The organism is Brachyspira suanatina, assembly GCF_001049755.1.
In the GTDB taxonomy this organism is placed as follows: Bacteria; Spirochaetota; Brachyspiria; order Brachyspirales; family Brachyspiraceae; genus Brachyspira; species Brachyspira suanatina.
On sequence record NZ_CVLB01000001.1, the window covers coordinates 1,245,208 to 1,269,814 of the forward strand.

The following is a 24,607-nucleotide window of genomic DNA, read 5'->3' on the forward strand; positions in this document are numbered from 1 at the left end:
TCTCCATATATTATGCCTTAAATTTTATATCCTATATATTTAATATATACTTTTTTACTATTATTGCAAGCAAAAAAATAAATATATACATTATTATATAACAATATTAACCAATATTCATAAAATATCATTAAGAATATTTATTTGTAAATAGAATAAGCATAACCTATAATAGCAGATGCCGCAGATACATTTAATGAATCAAAATCGTTTACCGCATTTATAATAATACTTCCGTCTGAATTTTTTTTCAAAATATCTCTGACTCCGCTATGTTCATTTCCTAATATAATTGCAGTAGGAGAATTGAATTTAAAATCTTCTAATGAAGTTTCTCCTTTCTCGCTTGCATAATATATCCAAAATCCTTTATCCTTCATTAAATCTATAACTCTATTTAAGTTAGTTTCTATAGATATTGGTAAATGATATGCAGCCCCTTCTGATATTTCATAAACTTTTTCATTGATCGGTGCTGAATTATCTTTCGGCATTATAATTCCTGCCACATCAAAAAAGTAAGCATTTCTTATTATAGCTCCTAAATTATGAACATCAGTTATAGAATCTAATATAAATATTAAGGGTTTTTCTCTTTTTTCAAATGCTTTTTCTATAAAACTGTCTATACCTATTTCAATATTTTCTTTTATATCAGCAGCTATTGAATAAATTTTGCCTACAATTTTTTCCATTTCATTTTTATCAACATTTTTGATTGGCACTTTCTTTTTTTCAGCCAATTTTATAATGTCTTTTTCTCTTTTTGAAACTGGAAATTTTATATATAAAGTTTGAACTAAATCTTTTGAAATAGCTTCAACTATTGTGTTTTTGCTTGTTATGAACATTACTTACTTTCCTAAATTTTTATTTTAATTATATATTAAAAATAAATTTTTTAAATATTTGTATAAGGAATACAAAATTATAAATACACCTAAACAATTTTAAATTGTCAAAATTTAGATTTTTAATTTTATTGTTTGTGGTGGCTTTGCCCTGCGAAGCACACAGTCGTGCCGCTCTGCGTGCTTACGCAAAGCCCCCAGTTCTTTTACCGAGTAGGTACCTTTTGGTATTGGTTAAGGCACAGCCGGTCTCGCTGTGCGTGCCTTAGGCAGGCGAGAAGCAAAAAGGCTACATTTTAGCTTTAATTTAAGAAATTATCTTATATGTAAGACAAAATTAGTATGATTTAGTACTAATTCTATCCTTGCACTTTCGCCGCAGGTGTACTTCGTATGGTTCTTTGACACTGTCCGCCTGTGGCGTGCGGCGGGAAAAAGAACAATAAAAAAATTTATAAACTTAAAAATTTTCGTATATATTATGAATTATTTTACTTTATCATATAAAGCATCTATTTTATCTTTATATGCTTCCATAACATTTGCTCTTTTTATTTTCAAAGATTGAGTTAAAAGACCATTTTCTATTGTAAACTCTTCATCTGTTATTATCATTTTTGCTATAGCTTCATAAGGTCTGAATCCATTTCTATAATTAATTAAATTATCTAATTCTTCTCTAATTAATTTATAAACATCTTTTGAAGATGCAAGAGTTTTTTCATCATAAGAAATTTTGTGTTTATCAAAATGTTCTTTTATGTTTTCTTTATTTATTACTATAATTGCACCTGTGGAAGCCTTATCCTGTCCTACAAGCATAATTTGAGAAATATAAGGAGATTCCAATGCTTTATTTTCTATAGGCTGAGGTTCTACATTTTCTCCTGTAAGAAGTACTATAGTTTCTTTAGCTCTTCCTGTTAAAACTATTTCTCCCTGCTGAGTATATGTTCCTAAATCTCCAGAATTAAAGAATCCGTCAACTTTTGCCTGTTTAGTTAATTCAGGGTCTTTATAATATTCTTTGAAAATATTCGGACCTTTTATATAGCATACTCCCATAACTCCATCTTCACAAATATTTCCGTCTTTATCTCTTACTTCTATTTTTACCTCTGGAATTGGAGCACCGCAAGTACCTCTATAATTTTTGAAAGGTGATCTCAATGTAACAACCGGAGAAGTTTCTGTTATACCCCATCCTACAACCAAATTTATTCCTACAGCCTCAATAAAGTCTTCTATATACATAGGTAAAGCTCCGCCTCCTGATATAGTAAGACGCATTTTACCTCCTGTTAATTCTTTTATTTTGCTGTATACCATTTTTGTAGCCATTTTATGATAAATAGGGTCAAACATACCTATACTATATTCTGACTTCTTATCGTTTTTATGTTCATCGCCTAATAAATAAACTAAATCATTTTGAAATCTCACACTTCTTATATATTTTATAGATCTTTTTATTAAAAATTTTGCAAGATTTCTAGCGAATGTACTTTTCCTATCTATATTTTTCATTACAGTATTATATATATTAACCCATATTGCAGGTACGGAAATAAATATATCAGGTCTTTCTTCTGTGAAATCATTTTTTAAATATCTTTTATTTGTGATAGCTGTAAAACAACCTGTTATAGCTGTTACATAGGATATTGTTCTTTCATATATATGCCAAATAGGAAGTATAGTAAGAAGTTTTTCTCCCGGCTGCAATTTTATTATATCTGGAAGAACTCTTACATTATGAAGTATGTTTCCATGTGTAAGTATAACTCCTTTTGGTTTTCCTGTAGTTCCTGAAGTGTATATTATAGTTGCTGTACTTTCATTGGTTAATTTTGATGCTTTTTTTATAGTAAACTCTTCATCACCATTTAAACTTTCTTCTCCAAGTTCTAAAAACTTTTCAAAAGAATAAATATTATTATCAGGATCATGTTTAGAACTATCAAGAAAAACTATCAATGATAAATCTTTATGATGTTTTTCTATCTTTTTAAAAACATATTCATTTTCTACTAGTACTGCTTGAGCTTCACTATGTTCTATTATATAATTTAATTCATCGGATGTAGAGTCTATACCTCTTGGAACATCAGCAGAGCCTAATGCTAAAAGAGCCATATCGGATATAAACCATTCTATTCTATTTTCTGAAAATATTGCAACATGCTTTTTTGATAATCCTTTAACATCGAATGCTTTAGCGATAGCATTTACTTTATCATAAAGTTTTTTATATGTAATTGTAACTTTTTCTTCTTTATTATTTCTATATCTATAGGCTGGGCTTTGAGGCATTTTCTGAACTGTTTCAAAAAAAGCACTAGGTATAGATGTGTAATTTTTCATAATATCTCCGTAATAAATTCTAACTATTTAACTATAAAATGATACATAGTCAATTATAACTATAATACATATTAGAAATATTACAAGTGATTTACTATATATTTTATTACATTTTCACTATATGATGATACTGTAAAAGTATATAATATTGATTTTGATGAGTTTATGATACTGTTTTTTATATTTTTATCTCTATATGCTAATGACATAGTATTTACTATTTCTTCTATATTTTCCATATTGCAGCTGATAGATAAATCTTTAACTATTTCATATACTCCGGATTTATCGGATATTATAGATATGCATGATGCGTATAATGCTTCTATTACAGTAAGACCGAATGGTTCATTTATAGCAGGCATTACTAAAGCATAACTTTTATTTAATAGTTCTTTTTTTTCTTCATCACTTACAAAACCTTTGAATATAATATTATTATTCATATTTAATTTTTCTGTGAGTTTTTTTAAATTATTTTTATGTCTGCCTTTTCCAGCTATTATAAATTTTAATTCTTTATCTTCTATCTTTTCAATAAATGATTTAAAAGCAATAATGGTATTTTCTAAATTTTTAGGCTTTTCAATTCTTCCCACATATACAAAATGCTTTCCTTCATTAATAGGTATAATATTTTCTGTATCAGTTATGCATGGGTATATCACTTCAGCTTCTCTGTCATAAACTCTTTTTACTGCTTCTTTAGTTCTTATACTATTTGACATTATATAATCTATTTTACTTACACCGAGTCTATCTAAGTACATTGTATATCTTGCAATTATATCCCAAGTCTTTTGAAGTTTTTTATAGCTTTTATCATCATGCCCGTAAAGCCTTACACTAGGTTCATGGCAATACCAAAAGCTTTTAGGAAGTTTAATATTGTTTTTTTGTGCATATTTTGAAGCAAGCCCAAAGAATATAGTTGCTGGAAAATTATGTATTAAAACGGCATCATAATTTATTAATTCATTTGCTAGAAATTTGGAAGTTTTATTAAATATAAAAGGATTTAATTTTATATCAGTTTTTATTTGTTTTATATAATTTGGTATATTATCTCTTAATCTATAAGTATAAATAGTTATTTCTATATTTAAAGTATGACAGTATTTTGAGAATGCAAGTATTACATTTTCAGCACCGCCGTTATATCCAAAAGTAGGATGAAGTATAGCTAATTTTTTTATATTATTCATTTTATCAATAATAATTTATTTTTTATAATCTTACAATATTATAAACATAAAAATATTAATTTTATAAAAATATATGAATTTATAAATTTATTTTATTTTCATATTTCTTATTTGTTCAAGTAGGTATAAAATTATTCTGTAAAAATGTTATTTTTGCATTTTTAATTAATACCGATAATGTAGTAAATATTATTACATTTATAAAATAGTTGGGGTTTTTATGATAATAACAAATAATATTAATGCCATTAGAGCAAATAGATATTTAAAAGTTAATTCTACTGAACATAAGAAAAAATTTCCTAGTTTATTTGCAAGCGAGAAAGGTCCTTTAGTACAAGGAAGATATATGCTTCGTGCAGAAAAAAATACTCAAGACGGAATATCATTTATACAAACAGCCGATGGATATCTAGGAGAAACAATAGATATATTGCAGCGTATTAGAGAATTAGCAGTAAAATCTGCAAATGGAATATATAACAATTCTGACAGATCATATATTCAGGCAGAGGTATCAAGTTTAATAGATGAAATAGATAGGGTAGCAAGTCAGGCACAATTCAATACTTTAAATATATTGACAGGAAGATTTTCAAATACAGTTAATGCTTCTGCAAGTATGTGGATTCATATAGGGCCAAGCAGAGATCAGAGAAAAAGAATTTATGTCGCTACAATGACAGCAAGTTCTTTAAAATTAAAAAATGAATTTAATAGTTATATTTCTGTATCTTCTGCAAGTAAAGCAAATAGAACTATAGGAATGATAGATAATGCTATTGAATATGTTATTAAACAAAGAGCCGATTTAGGGGCTTATAAAAATAGATTTAATACATATATTCAAGGGCTTATGAACTCTTATGAAAATACTATTGCTTATGGTAGTAAAAAAATGGATAGAGATGTAGCTGAGGCTTCTATTTATGAGGCTATAAGTTCAATAAAATCTCAATCTGCTTTGGCTATGCTTGTACATTCTAATAATTTGCCTAAGGATGCTTTAAACCTATTAAGATAGTTAGTAATTTGATTTAATTTTACAATTATGGTATAATGTAGTTCAAATTTTATAATAAGGGTTAAAAAATGAAACTTAATAGTTTGACATTTAAAATACCGCTTATTATGGGACTTTCTATTACATTATCAATATTTGTAATAACAGTTATAATGTTTTTAATATCATTAAAGTCTGTTGATATAGCGGCTCAAAATGGATTTGAAACTACTGCTGCTGCCTATGAGGGTACAGCCAATCTATGGATAGAACATCAAAAATCAATAATTGAAAGTTTTGCTACTAATGAAAGTATAGTCAATTATTTGTTATCTGCTGATGAGTATAATACTCAGATGGCAAGCAATACTTTAATAGGATTTAAAAATTATAGAAATGCCTCATTGCATTTTACTATTTTGAATAGAGAAGGTAAAGTTCTTCTTGATTCAGAAAATGGATCTTTGATCAACTATAATAATGGTTATGATTCAGATTTTTCTTTGTATAAAAATCAAACTGAAAAAATGGGAATTGTTAAATCTTCAATAACAGGCGATATCGTTTACAAAATGTATGCTGATATTAAAGATAATAATGGAAATGTTATAGGAGTTTTATCATCTCATATAGATTGGTCAGATTTTATAAAGCATTGTATTTCATTTGCTAAAATAGGAAATACAGGTAATATAATGATAGTTGATGAGGATAAGAATATCATTGCTCATAAAGATGAAAATAAAATTTTAAACAGTTTAAAAGATTTTAAAGCTCTTGATGATATGACTGTATTAAAAAAATCTATTAAGCATTATAGAGATAATGATAATAAACTTTATATGATGTATTTCAGTCCTATAATATATCCTCATTGGTATATAGTTGCCACTATAGCTGAAAGCGAACTTTATAATCCTGTAAATAATATGTTAAGACATCCTATATATATAGCAGCTATTTTGATTTTTTTATCTATTATTATGATTTGGATATTTTCAAAATATATAACATCTCCTATTAAAGAGATTGTTAAAGAGGCAGACAATATTGCAAATGGAGATTTAACTACTGTAATATCTAAAAAACATTTGAATAGAAAAGATGAAATAGGAGATATTTTAAATAGCTTTAATAAGATGAAAAAAGTTATAAAAGATATTATTAAAGTTGTAAATTCAAATATTTCTCAAACAAAAAGAACAGCTTATAGTTTATATTATTCAAATAAAGATTTATCAGAGCGAACTATATCTCAAGCCTCCGATATAAATGCTACAACATCATTTATGAAAAACATTTCTATTTCCATAGATGAATCAACTAATGATATGAAATCTATGAGTGACGGCATGATAGATGCCAGAAATGAAATAAATAATGCAGGTTCTATAATATTTGATACAGCTAAAAATACAGAACTTGTTTTTGAATCCAGTAAAAAGATAGGCTATATAATAAAGATTATTGAAGATATTGCATTTCAAACTAATATATTGGCTTTGAATGCTTCGGTAGAGGCAGCAAGAGCAGGAGAACAGGGAAGAGGATTTGCTGTTGTTGCTTCTGAAGTTAGAAATTTGGCATTGAATACATCAGAGTCAGCTAAGAATATTACTTCTTTAATAGAAGATAGTAATGATAAAATTAAAAAAGCAACTGATTCTGCTAATATGTCACAAAAATTATTCGTTGAAATAGAGAAAAAAATAGAAAACACTACCAATATAATGAAAGATGTAGTTGTAAAGATTAATAAACAGCAGGAAGATGTTTCTAAAATTAATAATTCTATGCTTAGTATAGATGCTAAGACTAAAGATAATGCCGATTTGGTAGAACTTATGAAACATTCTTCTTCAGAATTGGAAAAGCAAACTAATAACTTTTTTAGTGCTATAAGCTTTTTTAAAACAGGTGTTTATCATTTGGATTGGTCTGAAAATTATAATACTAATAATGAATATATAGATGAACAGCATAAAAAATTATTAAATTTTATTAATGATATATATTCGGCTATATATGAAGAAGATTCTGAAAGAGTAAAAAATGTATTTAATATGACATTGGATTATACTAAATATCATTTTTCGGATGAAGAGAAACTACAAAATGAAAATGCTGATAGATATAAAAAAATAAAGGAACATTTTGAACAGCATAGAAGTTTTGAAAATTTAGTGGCTAGAAAAATAGATGAACTTAATACTTCAAATGAATGGAAAAATACAGCTTTGGATATGGCAAATATATTAAGTAAGTGGCTTATTCAGCATATTGGAGTTTGGGATAAAGAATTTGTAAAAATGGTTGGAATATAGTAATAAAATTTTATATTATATACGATATTATTAATAAAAATATTTTGTAATATAAAAAACTTTTATTATCTTTTAATTATATAATTAATTAAAGGAAATGGAATATTATATACTTATTAATAATTAATACTTATAAGAAAAATGTTTTATGTTGAAATTATTTTTATAAGTGTTATTATTTTATTTGTACATTAAAATTAATAATCTACTTCGGGAGAAAGTATGAAAATATATAGTTTAAGATTCAAAATACCTGTGTTGTTTGTAACAGCTATAGTTTTATCTATATTACTTAGTGTTGGTGTTGCATTGTTTTTTAGTACAAAAGCTATAGATGATGCTGTTGAGAGCGGATTTGAATCCACATCAGTTTCTTATAAAAATTTGATCAATCTTTGGCTGGAAGATAATCATTCCTCTATGGCTAATTTTGTTACTTCTCAGGCATTAATAAATTTTTTACTTAATACTCAAGATGAAACTTTAAGAGTTAGCGCTGAAGAAGCTTTAAAATATTTTAAGACTTCTAAAAGATCTTTTATTAATTTTATTTTATTGGATTTAAATGGAAATGCTATAATAGATTCTGAAAATGGAATTCTTAATAATGTAACTATGGATAGAAATGATGATGGTTGGAAAAAGTTTGTTGCTGGAGGATATAATTCCGGAGGTGAGGCTAGCGTAAGTAAATCAGTTGCCACAGGAAATCCTACATATAGAGTATGGGCTGGAATAAAAGATAATACAGGAAAAGTTATAGGAGTATTATCTGGAAACGTAGATTGGGGAGATTTAATTAATGGATATATTCTAAATGTGAAAATAGGAGAAACTGGAAGAATATCTATAATAGACGACAATAAAAAAATATTGGCTCATAATGATAGTACTAAAATTTTAACTACTGCAGGAAATAATATTCCTTATGATGAAGTTTTTAAAAATAAAAATGGTATAATGCATTATAAGGATAGTGCTGATAATCAAAAATATTTAATGTCATATTATAATGTAGATAATACAGATTGGTATATTATAATAACTATGTTGGAAAAAGAGTTATATTCTTCATTAGGACGAACTATCATATTCTCAATATTATTTGGAATAGCTATAATAGTTACTGTAACAATTATAATTGTAGGATTCACAAGAAGATTAACATCTCCTCTTAAAGAGGCTTTGAGATTAGCAAATTTAATATCTAAGGGTGATTTAACTTTTGAAGTAAATAATAAATATTTCGGAAGAAGAGATGAGATAGGAGAATTAATAAAAAGTTTTGATAATATGAAAACATCTATAAGAGATATTATAGATGTAGCCAATTCAAACGTTGCTTTAACTAAAAGAACAGCTTATTCCTTATCATATTCAAATAAAGATTTAGCTACAAGAACTTTGAATCAGGCATCGGATTTGGAAAAGACAGCTGAAGCTACAGAAGAAATTTCAAGTACTATAAAGAAAACTGCTGAAAATGCTGCTATTATTAATGATATGATGATAGATGCAAGAAATGCTGTAGAAGAAGCTGGAAGTATTATTTCTGAAACAGCTCAAAATACTAGTCAAGCATTTGAATACAGCCAAAAGATTAGCGGATTAGTAAAGTTTATTGAAGATATAGCATTCCAAACTAATATATTAGCTTTAAATGCTTCAGTAGAGGCAGCAAGAGCAGGAGAGCAGGGCAGAGGATTTGCTGTTGTAGCTTCAGAGGTTAGAAACTTGGCTCAGACTACTCAAAGCTCTGTTAATAATATTACTTCATTTATTACAGAAAGTAATGAGAAGGTAAAAAAGGCAACAGATTCTGCTAATATGTCAAGAACTTTATTTGAAGATATAGAAAGCAAAATTGAAGAAACTACAAGAGTTATTGCTGATATGGCTAATACTACTAAAGAACAATTAATAGGTATAGACAGTATAAATAATGCTATGTCAAATATGGATGCTCAAACTCAAGGCAATAGTTCATTAGTTTCATCTATGCATGAATCATCTAAAGAACTTGAAGAACAAATGGAAGAATTATCTAATGCTATGGCTTTCTTTAAAGTAGGAGCTAAGAAATTAGAGTGGCTTGATCAGTATTATACTCATAATAAAACTATAGATGGTCAGCATGTTCAAATTATAGAATATGCTAATAAAGTTCATTCAGCTTTATATAATGGTGTAAAAGAAGATGTTGATGAAGCATTTAAAGGTGCTATTAACTATACTAAATACCATTTTGCTGAAGAACAAAAAATACAAGTTGCTAATAAAGATAAATATCATAAGATTAAAGAACATTTTGAAGAACATAGAAAATTTGAAAAAGCTATTGATGATCAGTATAAAGCATTTAAATCAAGCAGCGATTGGCGTCAGATAGCTACAGATTTTTCAGAACTTTTAGCTAAACTCTTAATAGAACATATAGGGGTATGGGATAAAGAGTTTGTAAGAATTTCTGGCATACAAGATTCTTAAATATTATTTCCAATTAGAACCGAATGGAGAGCTTTCTATAAGTCTATTGTAGAAAAGCTCTCTTATTTTATTTAAAAACTTTTTTGTTTCATAGCTTGAATAATCAGCATAAGTCCATTCTAATTCTGTATAACCTTTTTTCTTTTTGTATATAAGAGTTAAATCTGCAAATACTCCGTCTTTTAAATATATTCTATGTGTAAAGTTTTTATTTGTAACTAGAATGAAATTTTCTAATGTTAGTATGGCAGGGTCTATATTAATTTTTCTATTATTATTTTCATCTGAATATTCTTTTTCTATACTGTCAGTTATTTTTTTAACATCGCTTATATAATCTCTTTCTATCATATTCTTAAAAACTATAAACCTTTTATTTAAAGATTCTCCCATCTCTTCTTTGTAATATGCAGAATGTGAAAATAAATATTCGTCACTGATAATTTCAATTTCACCAAAATTGTCTATAAGTTTTTTTAATACAGAATTATAAATATTTATATCATTATACATTAAGGCAGCAACAAGAACTGCTTTAGATTGTTTCAGAACTTTACTCATAATGCTATATATTATATTATATTTTTAAATAAGCAATATATTATATTTTTTATATTGACAAAAAAAGTTTACTATGTTAATTTATATAAACTATGAATCATTATTTATTAATACAATCTACAATATTTTAAATTATTTCAAGAATACTCTGTAATTTTTCTTTTATTTATTATATATCTATATTCCACATATTATAATTTTTTGTTAAGATATAAAAATCTCTAAAACACTAACATTATTTTATTTTAACAAAACTTCTGATAATATATAATATGAGGTGCTTTTGTAGTTTATAATTTTTGATTATGAATAAAAATAATTTGTATTATTTATAATATGTAAAGTCATAGCGCTTGTGCTTTATCTATTCGATAATTTTTAAAAGTGAATACAAATAAAATAAACCTGCTTGATAATGTAAAAAACATCATTATAAAGCAGGTCTATTATCTCTATCCTAAACACTCGCAAAGTATTGAAATGGCTTTTTCTAATTCTTTGTCTGTTATTGTGAGAGGTGGAAGAAGTCTTATTTTGTTTTTAGCAGTTAATGGAATAGCTCCTTTTGATATGCATTTTTCTACTATTTCTCTTGCATTTAATCCTTCTTTCAAACCTATTCCAAGCATTAAGCCTATTCCGTCTACGCTTACAACATTATCAAGTTTTGTTAATTTACTTTTTATATATTTAGATTTCTTTTCAACTTCTTTTAATAAGTTTTTATCTATTATATTTAATACTTCCAAAGCACCGGCAGCAACAACGGGATTAGCTCCGAATGTAGAAGCATGATCTCCCGGAACAAATACATCAGAACATTTTTTACTCATAAGCATTGCACCTATAGGAAGTCCTCCTCCTAAACCTTTAGCCAATGTAGTGATATCAGGCTTTATACCAAAATGCTCAGAGCATAAGAATTTTCCTGTTCTTCCTGCACCTGTCTGTACTTCATCGACTATAAAAAGTATATCATTTTCTTCGCAGTATTTTTGTACTTTTTGCACATATTCTTTATCAAGAGGTATAACTCCACCTTCTCCTTGTATAAGCTCCATCATCATAGCACAGGCATTATCTTTTAATTTTTCTACAGTGTCTTCATAATTGTTTGCCTCTGCAAATTCGAAACCTTCCAAAAATGGGAAAAAGTAATTATGAAAAATATCTTGTCCTGTAGCTGAAATTGTAGCCATAGTTCTGCCATGAAAAGAATTTTTTAAAGTTACTATTTTGTTTCTTTTATAATTTTTATCATTATTAGCATATTTATTGAAAGAGTATTTTCTAGCACATTTAATAGCAGCTTCATTTGCTTCAGCACCAGAGTTGCAGAAAAATACTTTATCATATTTTGTAATAGTGCATAGTTTTTTTGCTAAATCTATATAAGGTTTTGTATAGTATAGGTTTGATGTATGCTGAAGAGTTTTTAATTGATTAGCTACGGCATTTATATAATTTTTATTTCCATAACCAATGCTATTAACTCCTATACCGCTTCCTAAATCAATATACTCTTTTCCTTCTATATCTTTTAATTTACAATCTTTTCCAGATTCCAAAACTATATCAAATCTAGCATAAGTATTGGCAACATATTTTTTATTATTATTAATATATTCTTTTTTTAATTTTGATTTTTCATTATCTTGATTATTATTTGTTTTCTTACAAGGCATTTTTTTTACTCCCAATTACAATTTTTTAAGATTATCAATCTTTATGAAACATAGTTCCTATACCTTCATCGGTGAACATTTCTATTAATAATGAATGGCATAATCTTCCATCTATTATAAATACTTTTGATACACCATTATCAACTGCATCTATACAATGCTTAACTTTAGGTATCATTCCTCCTGATATAGTACCGTCTTTTATAAGATTTTCTATATCTTTAATATTAATTTGACTTATTAAAGTGTTTTCATCATCTTTATCTTTTAAAAGTCCTGGCGTATCAGTCATATATATTAAAGTTTCAGCTTTTAAGCTCTCTGCTATTTTTGCAGCGGCAGTATCAGCATTAATATTATAAACATTTCCTTCATCATCGCATCCTACAGTTGCAACTATTGGAATATATTTATTTGATATAATTGTATTAAGCAAATCTGTATCAACATCATCAACATCGCCTACAAATCCCAAATCATCATCACCTTTGTATTTGCTTACTTTAAACATCTTTCCGTCAATACCGCATATACCAAGACATTTACCTCCGCAGTTTTCTAAAGATGCTACCAACTCTTTATTAACTTTACCAGCAAGAACCATTTTTACTATTTCAGCAGTTTCGCTGTCAGTGTATCTTAAACCATTTATAAATTTTGATTCTTTTCCTATTTTATTAAGCATAGCAGTAATATCTTTTCCTCCGCCATGCACAACAATAACATTTATTCCCACAGTAGAAAGCAAAGCAACATCGCTCATAACTTTCTTTTTTAATTCAGGATTTTCCATAGCACTTCCGCCGTATTTTATTACAACGGTTTTTCCTGTGTATTTCTGTATATAAGGCAATGCCTGATTAAGTATAAATGCTTTATCTCTATTTGAAATATTATCCATTTTTATTTCCTTAATTATTTAATTAAATTATTTTTATAAATTTTAATATATACCTAAACAATTATATTTTGTAAATTTTAATATTTTTGTAGATGTATTATCAACTTTTTTACCGCACAAAAAAGTTGCAAAAAACGCAAGTGCTATAACCTTATATTATTACAATATATATTAAATGTGTGATAATACTTAAAATTGGGGATAAAAATGCAGTTTTTTTGGTTCTTTTATACTAATAAAAGAACTGGGGTGCGGGGCAAAGCCCTGCAAGTATTTTTAATTAAAAAATTAATTTTGACAAACTCTAAAATTTTCAGTATATACTACATTTAAAATATATTTAACTTATATTTATTAATATTTTATAATATTAATGAATGCTTATACGTTATTAAATAACTATAANATAAAAATAATAATTTAAGAAGTAAAAAAATATAATTGTTTAAATATACTGAAAATTTTTAAGTTTGTCAACTTATGCACTTTATATATGTATTATCAACTTTTTTACCGCACAAAAAAGTTGCAAAAAACGCAAGTGCTATAACCTTATATTATTACAATATATATTAAATGTGTGATAATACTTAAAATTGGGGATAAAAATGCAGTTTTTTTGGTTCTTTTATACTAATAAAAGAACTGGGGTGCGGGGCAAAGCCCTGCAAGTATTTTTAATTAAAAAATTAATTTTGACAAACTCTAAAATTTTCAGTATATACTACATTTAAAATATATTTAACTTATATTTATTAATATTTTATAATATTAATGAATGCTTATACGTTATTAAATAACTATAATTTTATAAAATATAATCATTTCATATATCAAATTTTAACTTCTGTAAGAACCATTAATTTTTACATAATCATAAGTTAAATCACATCCCCAAGCTGTAGCTTTACTTTCTCCGCAGTTCATATCTATTGTTATTTTTATTTCATCTTCTTTTAATATTTTTAAAGCTTCATCTTCATCGAACTCTACACCGTATCCGTCTTTATAAACATTCATTTCACCGTATTTTGAACCAACATTTATAGAAACTTTATTTATATCAAAATCAGCATCAGTATAACCTATGGCACATGAAATTCTTCCCCAATTCATATCGCATCCATACATAGCAGCCTTTACCAAATTTGAAGTTATTACAGATTTAGCTATCTTTCTTGCCAATTTTAAACTTTCAGCATTAATTACTTCGCATTCAATTAATTTTGTAGCACCTTCTCCGTCTTTAGCCATTTGCTTTGATAAATAAGTATTTGTCATATTCAATGCTTTGCAAAATATTTTATAATTATCATCTTCTTTATCAATTAAAGTATTTTTAGCTTCTCCGTTTGCAAGCACAACGCACATATCATTTGTAGAAGTATCTCCGTCAACACTGATCATATTGTATGTATATTTAACATCTTCGCTTAAAGCCTTTTGAAGCATTTCGCTTGATATGTTGCAGTCAGTAGTTACAAAAGCAAGCATTGTAGCCATATTAGGGTGAATCATACCGCTTCCTTTTGACATTCCGCCTATATGAACTTTCTTTCCGTCAATTTCAAATTCATAAGCTATTTCTTTCATAAATGTGTCAGTAGTCATTATGGCATTTGCGGCATTTTTGGCATACTCTGCAGAATGATTTGCATTCTCTATAAGTGTCTTTATATTTTTTTGTATTGGCTCTATTGGTAAAGGAACTCCTATAACACCAGTAGAAGCAACAGCCACATCTTTTTCATCAATACCTAATACATCAGCTGTGAGTTTGCACATTTCTTTTGCTTTATCCACACCGTCTTTATTACAAGTATTAGCATTTCCGGAATTGCATATAACAGCTTTTGCTTTTCCGTCTTTTAAATGCTCTTTGCTTACTGTGATATTTGCTCCGCATGCTTTGTTTTGAGTATATACTGCAGCAGCAGAACATAGACTTTTACTATAAATTATTGCTAAATCTTTTTTTTCGCTATTCTTTTTTATACCAGTATGTATTCCGTTTGCTAAGAAACCTTCAGAAGCACATATTCCGCCTTCAATTTGTTTAAAACTATCCATTTATAATCTCCTATTTATTTATAAAATCAATTGTTATTTATTAAATCAATTTGTTATATTCTTTTTTATTATATTAATAAAAATTGTTCACATTAAATGTATACCAAGCATTCACAATTTTTATATTTTAAAAAGCTGGAGGAATAAAATTTAAACCTTCATCTTCTTTTAAGCCTAAAGCTATATTCATATTTTGTATTGCCTGTCCTGCAGCTCCTTTTACCATATTATCTATTGTTGATACTATTATTAATTTATTTGTTCTATCATCCATATGCAAAGATATATCACAATAATTTGAGTATTTAACATATTTTAAATTTGCTATCTCTTTTATATTCAATACTCTTACAAATGCTGAATCTTTATAAAAATCTTTATAAGTATTATGTATATCTTCTAATTTAATATTTTTATTTTCTAATTTAGCATATATTGTTGAAACTATTCCTCTATTTAATGGAAGCAAATGAGGAACAAAAGTAACTTTTATATCTTCGCCGTATATATTTGATAATGTCTGTTCTATTTCAGGTGTATGTCTATGCTCTGCAATTTTATAAGGAGCAAATGCTTCATTACATTCAGTGTAGTGTGTATTTAATTTTAACTCTCTTCCTGCACCTGTCGCACCTGATTTTGAATCGATTATAATATCATCTTTAATTATCAATTTATTTACCAATGCTGGGGCTAATGCTAAACCTATAGAAGTAGGGTAGCAGCCTGGATTACCTATAATTTTTGCATTCTTTAATTCTTTTTTATTATATACATTATCATATTTAATTATTTCAGGTATTGAGTATATTGCTTCTTTATGAAGATTTTTATATTTATATTCATTACCATACCAATTTTTATAATCTTCTTCATCATCTAATCTGAAATCAGCACCTAAATCTATAAACAAAATATTTTTTTCAAAACATTTATTTGCAATATCATCGCTTAATCCTGCAGGCAATGATGCAAATACAACATCAGTATCTTCAAATATTTCATTTTCATCTAATAATAATTTATCTAAGTTTTTATTTAAATTAGGATATATCTCATTGATATTTTTTCCTACAAAACTTTTTGAAGAAAGATTTTTTAATTCTACTTTACTATGAGATAATAATAATCTTATTAATTCTGCACCTGCATATCCTGTTGCACCTATAACGGATACTTTTATCATAATACAATACTCCTATATATTAATGGTTAATATTATTTTGTTTTTATTTTTTTATGAGATTTTAATTATTGAAAAGAAAATTAGAGGCTTAACGCCTTGAAGAATTATTGAAAAATAAATTGTAATTAATTGAATTTACGTTATACATTTTTATTTTTTCCTAAAAACATTTACTATTGACAATAATATTATTATAAATAATAAAAAATGTCAAGTAATTTTATATTTATTTTTAAAATATATTTTAAAATATTGATTTTTTATATTCTTGCAATTATAATGTTTTAACAATAATGATATTTTAATGGGGCATTTATATATATGAATAATATATTCGGTTCAGAGAGTCTTTTAAATTCTGCTATGATGGTTTGCTGGATAGGACTTCTTATATCTTCAGTATTGGGATTAACAATAATAGTTGATAGATTTATTTATTTTACTAGAATAAAATCACAGGATAATTCATTAGCACCTAAGCTTATTTCTTTAATAAAAGATAAAGAATTAAAAGCAGCTATTGCATTATGTGAAACATCAAAATCACCTTTAGCAAATATTATAATGTCAGGGCTTAAAAATATTGATATGCCTAAAGAATCTATGCAAAGTGCATCCAATAAGGAGCTTCCAAGACTCGAAAGATTTATTTCGGCACTTTCTACAATATCAACAGTTGCTCCATTACTTGGACTTTTAGGTACTATACTTGGTATGATACAATCTTTTGCTGTAATATCAGTTGCAGGAAGCGGAAACCCATCTGCTTTGGCTTCAGGTATTGCTAATGCTCTTCTTACTACAGCAGCAGGGCTTATTATTGCCATACCTACAGTTGTATTTTATAACTATTTTGTAAATACTCTTAATGAAAGAATTTTATTTATAGAAAATTTATCAAATGAAGTTTCAGATTATATAATAAATGACAGCAATACTAAAACAGAAAATTAATAATTGACAATAACAATTCTTTAGTTTATACTTCTGCAATTAAAAAATTAAAGAAGTTTTTTATGAAAACTATCAGAATATATTTATTTCTAATTTTTATTAGTATATTTTTATTTTCATGTAATAATGCAGATATAAATAATCAAAACTTATATATGAAAGATAGGGCAGGAAATGATATTATTCTTCCTGAAAAAATAGAAAATATAGCATCTTTAACACCATCAGCTACAGATATTATATTGTCATTAGGTATTTCAGATAAGATAATTTCTTTTGATTCTACTTCAAAAGAAATTTTACAGACTAATAATATTGATGTATCTAATATACCTGTTTTTGATATGCTTAATCCTGATTCAGAAAAAATCATAGCAATGAAACCAGATATTGTTTTTGTTAATAATTTTAGTGTATTTTCTGGAAAAACTTCTTTAGATTCTATAAAAGCTTCAGGTATATGTGTTGCGGTTATACCTAGCAGCGATACCATAAAATCTATAGAAGATGATATAACTTTTTTAGGTAATGTTTTGAATAAAAGTGATGCCGCTTCTAATATTATTAACATTATGAATAAAAATATAGAAAATATTAGAACTATAGGAGAAAGCATACAAAACAAAAAGAAAGTTTATTTTGAAATATCTGCTTTGCCTAATTTATATTCATTCGGCACTAATGTTTATATAGACGATATGATAAATATTATAGGAGCATCTAATTTATTTTCAGATAAAAATTCTTGGATAAGCACTTCAGAAGAAAATATATTATTTTCAAATCCTGATATAATATTTACAAGCGTTGACTATATTGATAATCCTACAGAAGAAATATTAAAACGTAAATCTTGGCAGAATATAAATGCCATAAAAAATAAAGATGTATATTATATAGCTTCATCTTCATTACCTACACATAATATTGTAAATGCTATGATTATGATGGCTAAATATGCTTATCCTAATGAATATAAAGATATTGAAATAATTAGGAATTAATTATAATGATAAAAAAAATTATTATAATTTTATTGTTAGTAATTATTTCTACTGTATTGTCAATATGTATAGGAAGCGTATTCATACATCCGAAAGAAGTATTTGCTATTTTATTATATAAAATTTTTAATATAGAGTTTATGAATATAGATAAAATAAATGCTGATATCATAGGCATTAGACTTCAGCATTCTATATTATCATTATTTGTTGGAGCTTCATTATCTATAACAGGAGTTGTGATACAGTCAATACTAAGAAATCCATTAGCTTCAGTATATAATTTAGGCATATCATCAGGTGCCGGACTTGGAGCTGCTTTGCTTATAATTATGACAGTATCTTTTAATCAATATTTTTTTATAGGCGTATCAATGGTATTCTCTTTTATTACTATATCTTTTATATTATTTATATCAAAAAAAATAGATAAGTATATGAGTAATAATTCTATAATACTTGCTGGTATAGTTATATCATTATTTTTAAGTTCTGTAATGAGTTTTTTATCATATATGTTTCCAAAATATTCAAATCAAATAATACTTTGGCAGCTTGGAAGTTTATTTGTAAGAAATAAATTAGATATTTTTATAATAATATTGATGACTTTAATATCATTGTTATTACTAATGAAATATTCAAGCGTATTAGATATAATGACATTCGGAGATGAAACTAGTTTATCTCTTGGTATAAATGTTAAGAATATGAGAATATTTTTTATATTGATTTCATCGTTTATAACAGCGGTTTTAGTGGCATTTACTGGAATAATTGGTTTTATAGATTTAGTATCTCCTCACATAACAAGAAAAATATTCGGCGCTAAGCATATAATTGTACTTCCTATGTCTGCTTTAATGGGAGCATTAATATTAAATGTTTCTGATATATTTTCAAGAATTGTAGTTTCAGGCTCTAATATCCCAATAGGTATTGTTACTGCAGTGATAGGGGCTCCTTTCTTTTTGTATATATTTATATCAAGCAGCAATAATAAAGGAATGTGATTTATTATGAATGATATAAATAAAACAAATAAAATGATAGAAGTTAAAAATTTATATTTAAGCTATTCAAATAAAAAAGAAGTTTTAAAAAATATATCTTTTGATGTAAATGCAAATGAAAGTTTATGTATTATAGGTCCTAATGGATGCGGAAAAACTACTTTGATTAAATCATTATGCAGAATAATAGATTTTGATAAAGGCGAAATACTTATTAATAATGAAAATATAAAAAAAATAGATGTTTATAAAGAAATGGCTATGATGAGTCAGATATCAGCAATATATTTTGGATATACTGCTTATGATACTATAATGATGGGAAGGTATTCAAGCTATAAAGACAAATTATTATCAATGCCTACAAAAGAGGATAAAGAGTTTGTAATTTACTATATGGAAAAACTAAAGATAATGCATTTAAAAGATAAATTAATAACAGAACTTTCAGGCGGAGAATTGCAAAGAGTATTTTTAGCGAGAACATTTGTTCAAAACCCTAGCATAATACTTATGGATGAGCCTACTAATCATTTGGATTTAAATAGTCAGATAGAATTAATTGATAGTTTAAAAGAATGGGTTTTAAATGGTTCAAGATGCATTATAGCTGTACTTCATGATATAAATGCCGCTTTTAATTTGTCTGATAAATTATTGGTTTTGAAAAATGGAAGTTTTCAGTATTTTGGAAGTATTGAAGATTTTGATATTGCTATGCTTAATAGTATATATGATATAGATGTAATAAATTATATGAATAAATCTTTTGATAAATGGAAATAGTGTTATTATAAAATTAATATAGAGTTTGTTTATGAGAGTTATAACAGAAGAAATGATTATAAATGATATACTTGATAAAGATGTATCAGAATATTTTATAGAATATGGATATTTTTTAACTCCTGCTGCAAGAAAATATTTAGAGTCTAAAAATATAGAAATTAAAATAAAAACTAATAATTGTAATGTTGGAAGCTTTACATCAAATCCTAAATCGTATGGAATAAAAGAAATAGAAAATATTGAATACTATATAGATTATGAAACTAATAAAATACTAGATACTAAACCAGAAAATTATACTCATTTATATGATAATGTATTGGCGGAAAAAAATCATCCTAGAATAATATTAAGAGGTAAATTAGATAGTTTGCTTGCTTTGATAACAGATATAGAGTATGAATTTAAAGAAAGGCAAGAATATAAGTTATTAGAATATTTAAAAAAGTATCATAAACTTATTCATACAATATTATATTCAGAAGTTACAAATAAAAGTTTAGAATTAGATACTATATTTGATTTGACAGAGGAAGAGATTAGAAAAATATCTCATCATCCCAAAGAGTATTTCGGATGTGATCATGTATTTATCAATTGTGATATGCCTTATACAGTTATAAAACTTAATTTGATAAGAACAGCAGTTAGAGAAACTGAATTAATAGCTTATAATGCATTAAAAAATGAAAGAGAAGATATTATTAAAGTTTTGAATCGTATGAGCAGTGCTGTTTATATATTGATGTTAATAGCATATACAGGTAAAGATATACTTGAATAAAAAATATTCAATATATATTTTGACAAATTTTTTTCTATTAGTATAATCATATTTATGAGAAAGAAAAAAAATAAATTGCATGAAAATATAGAAGAATTATACAAAAAATCTGTAATAAGAAAATGCCGTATAGAAGAAGATGTTGAAGAAAATACAAGATTAGATAAATATATGGGAGATAGATTTTCTTATTATTCAAGAAATAAATGGCAGGATTTAATAGGTCAGGGTTTAGTTCTTCTTAATAATAGTAAAGTAAAATATACAAGAGCAGTAAAAAAAGGCGATGAGATAGCCTATCATATCATAGGAATGAAAGAGCCTGAAGTAGATAAAAATGTTACTATAGTATATGATGACGGTGATTTAATAATAGCAAATAAACCAGCTAATTTACCTGTTATACCTTCTGGTAAATATTATCATAATACACTTCATACTATTGTTAAAAACATGCTTAACAGCAATATAAATATGCTAAATAGGATAGATAGAGAAACTAGCGGATGCGTAGTTCTTTCAAGAAGCAGTAAATCAGCATCGAATTTTTGTGCTATGCTTGCAGGAAGAAAAGTAAATGGAAAGCAGTATAAAAGAAATTCAATAAAAAAGACATATATCGCCATAATAGAAAATGCCAAAGATATAGAGGATAAATTCACTGTTGAAGGCTATATGCTTGAAAGCGGACATAAATATTACAGAAGATTTCAAATGCTCCATAAAGAAAATATAGAAGGTTCAAAATATTCAAAAACTTCTTTTAAAACCATAAAAAGAATAGGAGATTATGCTGTTGTTATGGCTAGGCTCTATACAGGAAGAATGCATCAGATAAGAGTGCATTTATATTCTAAAGGCTTTTTTATGGTAGGTGATAAAATATACGGTAAATACGGCCCTAAAGTTTTCGATGATTTTATAGAAAAAGGTATTATTCCGGAAGGTTTTTTCAATAGACAGGCTTTACATGCCTATAGTTTGAAATTTAATCATCCAATCACTGATGAAATAATCAAAGTAAAAGCTCCTTTACCCAAAGATTTAAAAGAACTAATCAAAAAAATAAAAAATAATGTAAAAAATAAGTAAAAATATTGTAAAAAAACTTGACAAATATATTAAAAGTGCTATACTTATAATTGTAAAGATAATTTACATACGTCAATATTTAAGGAGAGTGAATCATGAAAAAATTATCTATCTTTTTAGCATCATTATTTATTTTATCAGCTTCAAGCCTTTTTGCCGACATGGTAGTTCCGCCTTCAGCATTGCCTCAGCAAGCTAGTTCATTCATACAGAGAGTTTTCCCTGGTACTCAAATTTGGAAAGTTGAAAGAGATGGAAGAAAATTTGATGTTCAATTATCAAATGGAGTATCTATAGACTTTTTAGCTAATGGTGATTGGCAGAATATAGACAGTGAATATGCTCCTATACCTGATGCTGCTTTTCCTCCTGCTGTTATACAGGCTGTAAAAAATGCTTATCCTCAAGCTGCTGTTATAGATGCAGAAAAAGAGTGGGGCAATTATAAGTTAAAATTAAATAATATGATGGAGCTTATGGTAACAGGAAACGGACAGATTATGAGACAAAAATTCGATGACTAATTTTTAATAATTAATGATGTATTTAAATAAAAGCGGTTGGATTTTTACTAATCTTGCCGCTTTTATTTATTTTAAAAATATTATATCATCAGTATTAAATGATAAATTTATTTCTTTTCCAAGTTCATAATCATTTTTATATTTATCTTTATCTAATCTCCAAGTTATTTGATTTTCACTGTTATGAGGTACTAAAGTTATAATATAAGAAAACATATCTTCAGTAATATTTGTTATTTTTGATTTTATATATGTATCATTTTTTTTATTATCATCATAGTCAAAAAAAGAATAAGGACGCATTCCAATATAGTTGGCATTTTCTATATTTTCTAAATTATTATTTTTGATTTCTAAAATGATATTCCAATCAATGCATTCTATTTTTTTATTTTCTAATATTTTTATTTTTGAGAAATTTTTATATCCTGTAAGAAGTGCAGAGAAATAAGTTTTAGGATTTTCAAAAAGATTATATTTAGAATCTATTATATCGAATTTACCTTTATTAATTATTCCTATATTATCTGATAATCTATATACTTCATCTCTGTTATGCGATACGAATAGAGTAGTGCCGTTAAATTCTTTTATAGTTGATAGTATAAATTTTTCTAGTTCCCATTTTATATGATAGTCTAAAGCACTTAAAGGTTCATCAAGCATTAATATATTCGGAGATGATACAAATATCCTTGCTAATGCAGTTCTTTGCTGTTCTCCTCCAGATATTTCTCTTGGTCTTTTATTTTTTATATGATTTATAAAAAACTTTTTCATGATATATTCAATATCAATGTTGCTTTTTTTATCTCTTATACCGCATTTAATATTTTCTTCAACAGTCATATTTGGAAATAAAGCGTAATTTTGAAATAAAAAACCTACATTTCTTTTTTGAGGCTTTATATTAATATGCTTCTTAGAATCATAGAAAACATTCCCATTGCATTCTATATATCCGCTGTCTGGTTTTTCGATTCCTGCTATGCATTTCAAAGCCATACTTTTGCCGCTGCCTGAAGCTCCTAAAATAGAAAATACTCCGCTTTTTACTTCAAACTGTAAATCTAAATCAAAATTAGACAGCTTCTTTTTTATATCAACTATTAAACCCAATATTAAACCTCATAATTTTTATAATCTCTTTTTTATAGTATCAGAAAGAGGAAGTATAACATTCATCATCATTATACTTACAAATGATATTAATACAATTACCATAACCCATTTAAAAGCTAATTCTCTATCTCCAGCCTGAACAGCTGTATATACGGCTAATGACATTGTTTGAGTTTTATTTGGTATATTTCCTGCTATCATTATAGTTGCACCAAACTCGCCCAAAGCTCTAGTAAATGATAGTATAGTTCCTCCTAGTATGGAATGCCAAGTGTTTGGAAGTATTACTCTCCAAAATATCCAATTTTCTGATTTTCCTAATGTTCTTGCTGCATTGATTATATTTTTATCTATTTGCTCGAATGCTCCTTTTGAAGTTCTATACATTAGCGGAAATGATACTATAAATGAAGCTAATACTGCACCTCTTAATGTAAATACAAAAGGAAATCCTAATTTATCGACTATGCCTCCTATAAAAGAGTTTCTTCCAAAAAATAATAAAAGAAAAAATCCAACTACTGTAGGAGGAAGTACAAGAGGAAGTGTGAATATTATATCAAATAGAGATGAGAATTTTTTGATTTTTACCACTATAATAGCGGCATATATTCCTACAAAAAAAGTTATTATTGTAGAATATAATGCCGTTTTTATAGAAAGTATTAATGGAGAATATTCCATAATC

Annotated in this window: 20 protein-coding genes; 10 read left to right on the forward strand and 10 right to left on the reverse strand. The window is 26.4% G+C overall.

Going from position 1 to position 24,607, the window contains the following annotated elements; all coding sequences use genetic code 11:
- Positions 1–140: 140 nt before the first annotated feature.
- From rlmB to BRSU_RS05445, 3 genes are all read right to left on the reverse strand, one after another.
- Positions 141–851: a 23S rRNA (guanosine(2251)-2'-O)-methyltransferase RlmB gene (rlmB, locus tag BRSU_RS05435; RefSeq protein WP_048594268.1), complete on the reverse strand. Its 711-nt coding sequence runs from the start codon at positions 849–851 to the stop codon at positions 141–143.
- 486 nt (positions 852–1,337) lie between these two features.
- Positions 1,338–3,215, reverse strand: a complete 1,878-nt coding sequence (locus BRSU_RS05440) for an AMP-dependent synthetase/ligase (RefSeq protein ID WP_048594269.1) — start codon at positions 3,213–3,215, stop codon at positions 1,338–1,340.
- Between the two features lie 80 nt (positions 3,216–3,295).
- Positions 3,296–4,420 (reverse strand): glycosyltransferase family 4 protein, encoded by a 1,125-nt coding sequence (locus BRSU_RS05445; protein ID WP_048594270.1) that lies wholly within the window; start codon positions 4,418–4,420, stop codon positions 3,296–3,298.
- A 220-nt stretch (positions 4,421–4,640) separates the two neighbouring features.
- Here BRSU_RS05445 and BRSU_RS05450 point away from each other — a divergent pair, with 220 nt between their 5' ends.
- The 3 genes from BRSU_RS05450 (at position 4,641) to BRSU_RS05460 (ending at position 10,234) form a co-directional block, all read left to right on the forward strand.
- Entirely contained in the window at positions 4,641–5,444 is an 804-nt protein-coding gene (locus tag BRSU_RS05450) for a flagellin N-terminal helical domain-containing protein (RefSeq protein ID WP_048594271.1), read from the forward strand.
- A 68-nt stretch (positions 5,445–5,512) separates the two neighbouring features.
- Positions 5,513–7,747, forward strand: coding sequence for a methyl-accepting chemotaxis protein (locus BRSU_RS05455; RefSeq protein WP_048594272.1), 2,235 nt, complete (start codon positions 5,513–5,515; stop codon positions 7,745–7,747).
- Between the two features lie 222 nt (positions 7,748–7,969).
- Positions 7,970–10,234 carry a methyl-accepting chemotaxis protein gene (locus BRSU_RS05460; protein ID WP_048594273.1) on the forward strand — a complete coding sequence of 755 codons (2,265 nt, stop codon included), beginning with the start codon at positions 7,970–7,972 and terminating at the stop codon, positions 10,232–10,234.
- A 3-nt stretch (positions 10,235–10,237) separates the two neighbouring features.
- On the opposite strand, the gene BRSU_RS05465 is transcribed toward BRSU_RS05460, so the two are convergent.
- From BRSU_RS05465 to argC, 5 genes are all read right to left on the reverse strand, one after another.
- A complete protein-coding gene (locus BRSU_RS05465; protein WP_048594274.1) occupies positions 10,238–10,795 on the reverse strand; it encodes a DUF4416 family protein in 558 nt (185 codons plus the stop codon).
- 452 nt (positions 10,796–11,247) lie between these two features.
- Complete coding sequence (locus BRSU_RS05470; protein WP_048594275.1) at positions 11,248–12,480, reverse strand: aspartate aminotransferase family protein; 1,233 nt, start codon at positions 12,478–12,480, stop codon at positions 11,248–11,250.
- 34 nt (positions 12,481–12,514) lie between these two features.
- Positions 12,515–13,381 (reverse strand): acetylglutamate kinase, encoded by an 867-nt coding sequence (gene argB / locus BRSU_RS05475; protein ID WP_048594276.1) that lies wholly within the window; start codon positions 13,379–13,381, stop codon positions 12,515–12,517.
- An 840-nt stretch (positions 13,382–14,221) separates the two neighbouring features.
- A complete protein-coding gene (gene argJ, locus BRSU_RS05480) occupies positions 14,222–15,451 on the reverse strand; it encodes a bifunctional glutamate N-acetyltransferase/amino-acid acetyltransferase ArgJ (RefSeq protein ID WP_048594277.1) in 1,230 nt (409 codons plus the stop codon).
- Between the two features lie 127 nt (positions 15,452–15,578).
- Positions 15,579–16,637, reverse strand: a complete 1,059-nt coding sequence (argC, locus tag BRSU_RS05485; RefSeq protein ID WP_048594278.1) for an N-acetyl-gamma-glutamyl-phosphate reductase — start codon at positions 16,635–16,637, stop codon at positions 15,579–15,581.
- Positions 16,638–16,958: 321 nt separating this feature from the next.
- Here argC and BRSU_RS05490 point away from each other — a divergent pair, with 321 nt between their 5' ends.
- The 7 genes from BRSU_RS05490 (at position 16,959) to BRSU_RS05520 (ending at position 22,797) form a co-directional block, all read left to right on the forward strand.
- Positions 16,959–17,591 (forward strand): MotA/TolQ/ExbB proton channel family protein, encoded by a 633-nt coding sequence (locus BRSU_RS05490; RefSeq protein ID WP_012670085.1) that lies wholly within the window; start codon positions 16,959–16,961, stop codon positions 17,589–17,591.
- Positions 17,592–17,653: 62 nt separating this feature from the next.
- Entirely contained in the window at positions 17,654–18,595 is a 942-nt protein-coding gene (locus BRSU_RS05495; protein WP_048594279.1) for an ABC transporter substrate-binding protein, read from the forward strand.
- Between the two features lie 5 nt (positions 18,596–18,600).
- Positions 18,601–19,608 carry a FecCD family ABC transporter permease gene (locus tag BRSU_RS05500; RefSeq protein WP_048594280.1) on the forward strand — a complete coding sequence of 336 codons (1,008 nt, stop codon included), beginning with the start codon at positions 18,601–18,603 and terminating at the stop codon, positions 19,606–19,608.
- 6 nt (positions 19,609–19,614) lie between these two features.
- A complete protein-coding gene (locus BRSU_RS05505) occupies positions 19,615–20,394 on the forward strand; it encodes an ABC transporter ATP-binding protein (RefSeq protein WP_048594281.1) in 780 nt (259 codons plus the stop codon).
- A gap of 31 nt (positions 20,395–20,425) precedes the next feature.
- On the forward strand, positions 20,426–21,181 hold the full coding sequence (locus tag BRSU_RS05510; RefSeq protein ID WP_048594282.1) for an ethanolamine utilization protein: 756 nt from the start codon (positions 20,426–20,428) through the stop codon (positions 21,179–21,181).
- A 54-nt stretch (positions 21,182–21,235) separates the two neighbouring features.
- A complete protein-coding gene (locus BRSU_RS05515) occupies positions 21,236–22,273 on the forward strand; it encodes an RluA family pseudouridine synthase (RefSeq protein ID WP_048594283.1) in 1,038 nt (345 codons plus the stop codon).
- A 95-nt stretch (positions 22,274–22,368) separates the two neighbouring features.
- Positions 22,369–22,797, forward strand: a complete 429-nt coding sequence (locus BRSU_RS05520; protein WP_048594284.1) for a PepSY-like domain-containing protein — start codon at positions 22,369–22,371, stop codon at positions 22,795–22,797.
- 66 nt (positions 22,798–22,863) lie between these two features.
- Here BRSU_RS05520 and BRSU_RS05525 read toward each other — a convergent pair whose 3' ends face one another.
- Both BRSU_RS05525 and modB read right to left on the reverse strand, forming a co-directional pair.
- Positions 22,864–23,916 (reverse strand): sulfate/molybdate ABC transporter ATP-binding protein, encoded by a 1,053-nt coding sequence (locus tag BRSU_RS05525; RefSeq protein ID WP_048594285.1) that lies wholly within the window; start codon positions 23,914–23,916, stop codon positions 22,864–22,866.
- Between the two features lie 18 nt (positions 23,917–23,934).
- Positions 23,935–24,603, reverse strand: coding sequence for a molybdate ABC transporter permease subunit (gene modB, locus BRSU_RS05530; protein ID WP_014487826.1), 669 nt, complete (start codon positions 24,601–24,603; stop codon positions 23,935–23,937).
- Positions 24,604–24,607 lie beyond the last annotated feature (4 nt).

Bases quoted from the DNA above. Each gene is read 5' to 3' on its own strand.
- BRSU_RS05510 (WP_048594282.1), top strand. From the start codon at position 20,426: ATGAGAGTTATAACAGAAGAAATGATTATAAATGATATACTTGATAAA.
- BRSU_RS05450 (WP_048594271.1), top strand. From the start codon at position 4,641: ATGATAATAACAAATAATATTAATGCCATTAGAGCAAATAGATATTTA.
- BRSU_RS05440 (WP_048594269.1), bottom strand. From the start codon at position 3,215: ATGAAAAATTACACATCTATACCTAGTGCTTTTTTTGAAACAGTTCAG.
- BRSU_RS05500 (WP_048594280.1), top strand. From the start codon at position 18,601: ATGATAAAAAAAATTATTATAATTTTATTGTTAGTAATTATTTCTACT.
- BRSU_RS05505 (WP_048594281.1), top strand. From the start codon at position 19,615: ATGAATGATATAAATAAAACAAATAAAATGATAGAAGTTAAAAATTTA.
- argJ (WP_048594277.1), bottom strand. From the start codon at position 15,451: ATGGATAGTTTTAAACAAATTGAAGGCGGAATATGTGCTTCTGAAGGT.
- modB (WP_014487826.1), bottom strand. From the start codon at position 24,603: ATGGAATATTCTCCATTAATACTTTCTATAAAAACGGCATTATATTCT.
- BRSU_RS05465 (WP_048594274.1), bottom strand. From the start codon at position 10,795: ATGAGTAAAGTTCTGAAACAATCTAAAGCAGTTCTTGTTGCTGCCTTA.
- BRSU_RS05460 (WP_048594273.1), top strand. From the start codon at position 7,970: ATGAAAATATATAGTTTAAGATTCAAAATACCTGTGTTGTTTGTAACA.
- BRSU_RS05445 (WP_048594270.1), bottom strand. From the start codon at position 4,420: ATGAATAATATAAAAAAATTAGCTATACTTCATCCTACTTTTGGATAT.
- rlmB (WP_048594268.1), bottom strand. From the start codon at position 851: ATGTTCATAACAAGCAAAAACACAATAGTTGAAGCTATTTCAAAAGAT.
- BRSU_RS05515 (WP_048594283.1), top strand. From the start codon at position 21,236: ATGAGAAAGAAAAAAAATAAATTGCATGAAAATATAGAAGAATTATAC.
- BRSU_RS05495 (WP_048594279.1), top strand. From the start codon at position 17,654: ATGAAAACTATCAGAATATATTTATTTCTAATTTTTATTAGTATATTT.
- BRSU_RS05470 (WP_048594275.1), bottom strand. From the start codon at position 12,480: ATGCCTTGTAAGAAAACAAATAATAATCAAGATAATGAAAAATCAAAA.
- BRSU_RS05455 (WP_048594272.1), top strand. From the start codon at position 5,513: ATGAAACTTAATAGTTTGACATTTAAAATACCGCTTATTATGGGACTT.
- BRSU_RS05520 (WP_048594284.1), top strand. From the start codon at position 22,369: ATGAAAAAATTATCTATCTTTTTAGCATCATTATTTATTTTATCAGCT.
- argC (WP_048594278.1), bottom strand. From the start codon at position 16,637: ATGATAAAAGTATCCGTTATAGGTGCAACAGGATATGCAGGTGCAGAA.
- BRSU_RS05490 (WP_012670085.1), top strand. From the start codon at position 16,959: ATGAATAATATATTCGGTTCAGAGAGTCTTTTAAATTCTGCTATGATG.
- argB (WP_048594276.1), bottom strand. From the start codon at position 13,381: ATGGATAATATTTCAAATAGAGATAAAGCATTTATACTTAATCAGGCA.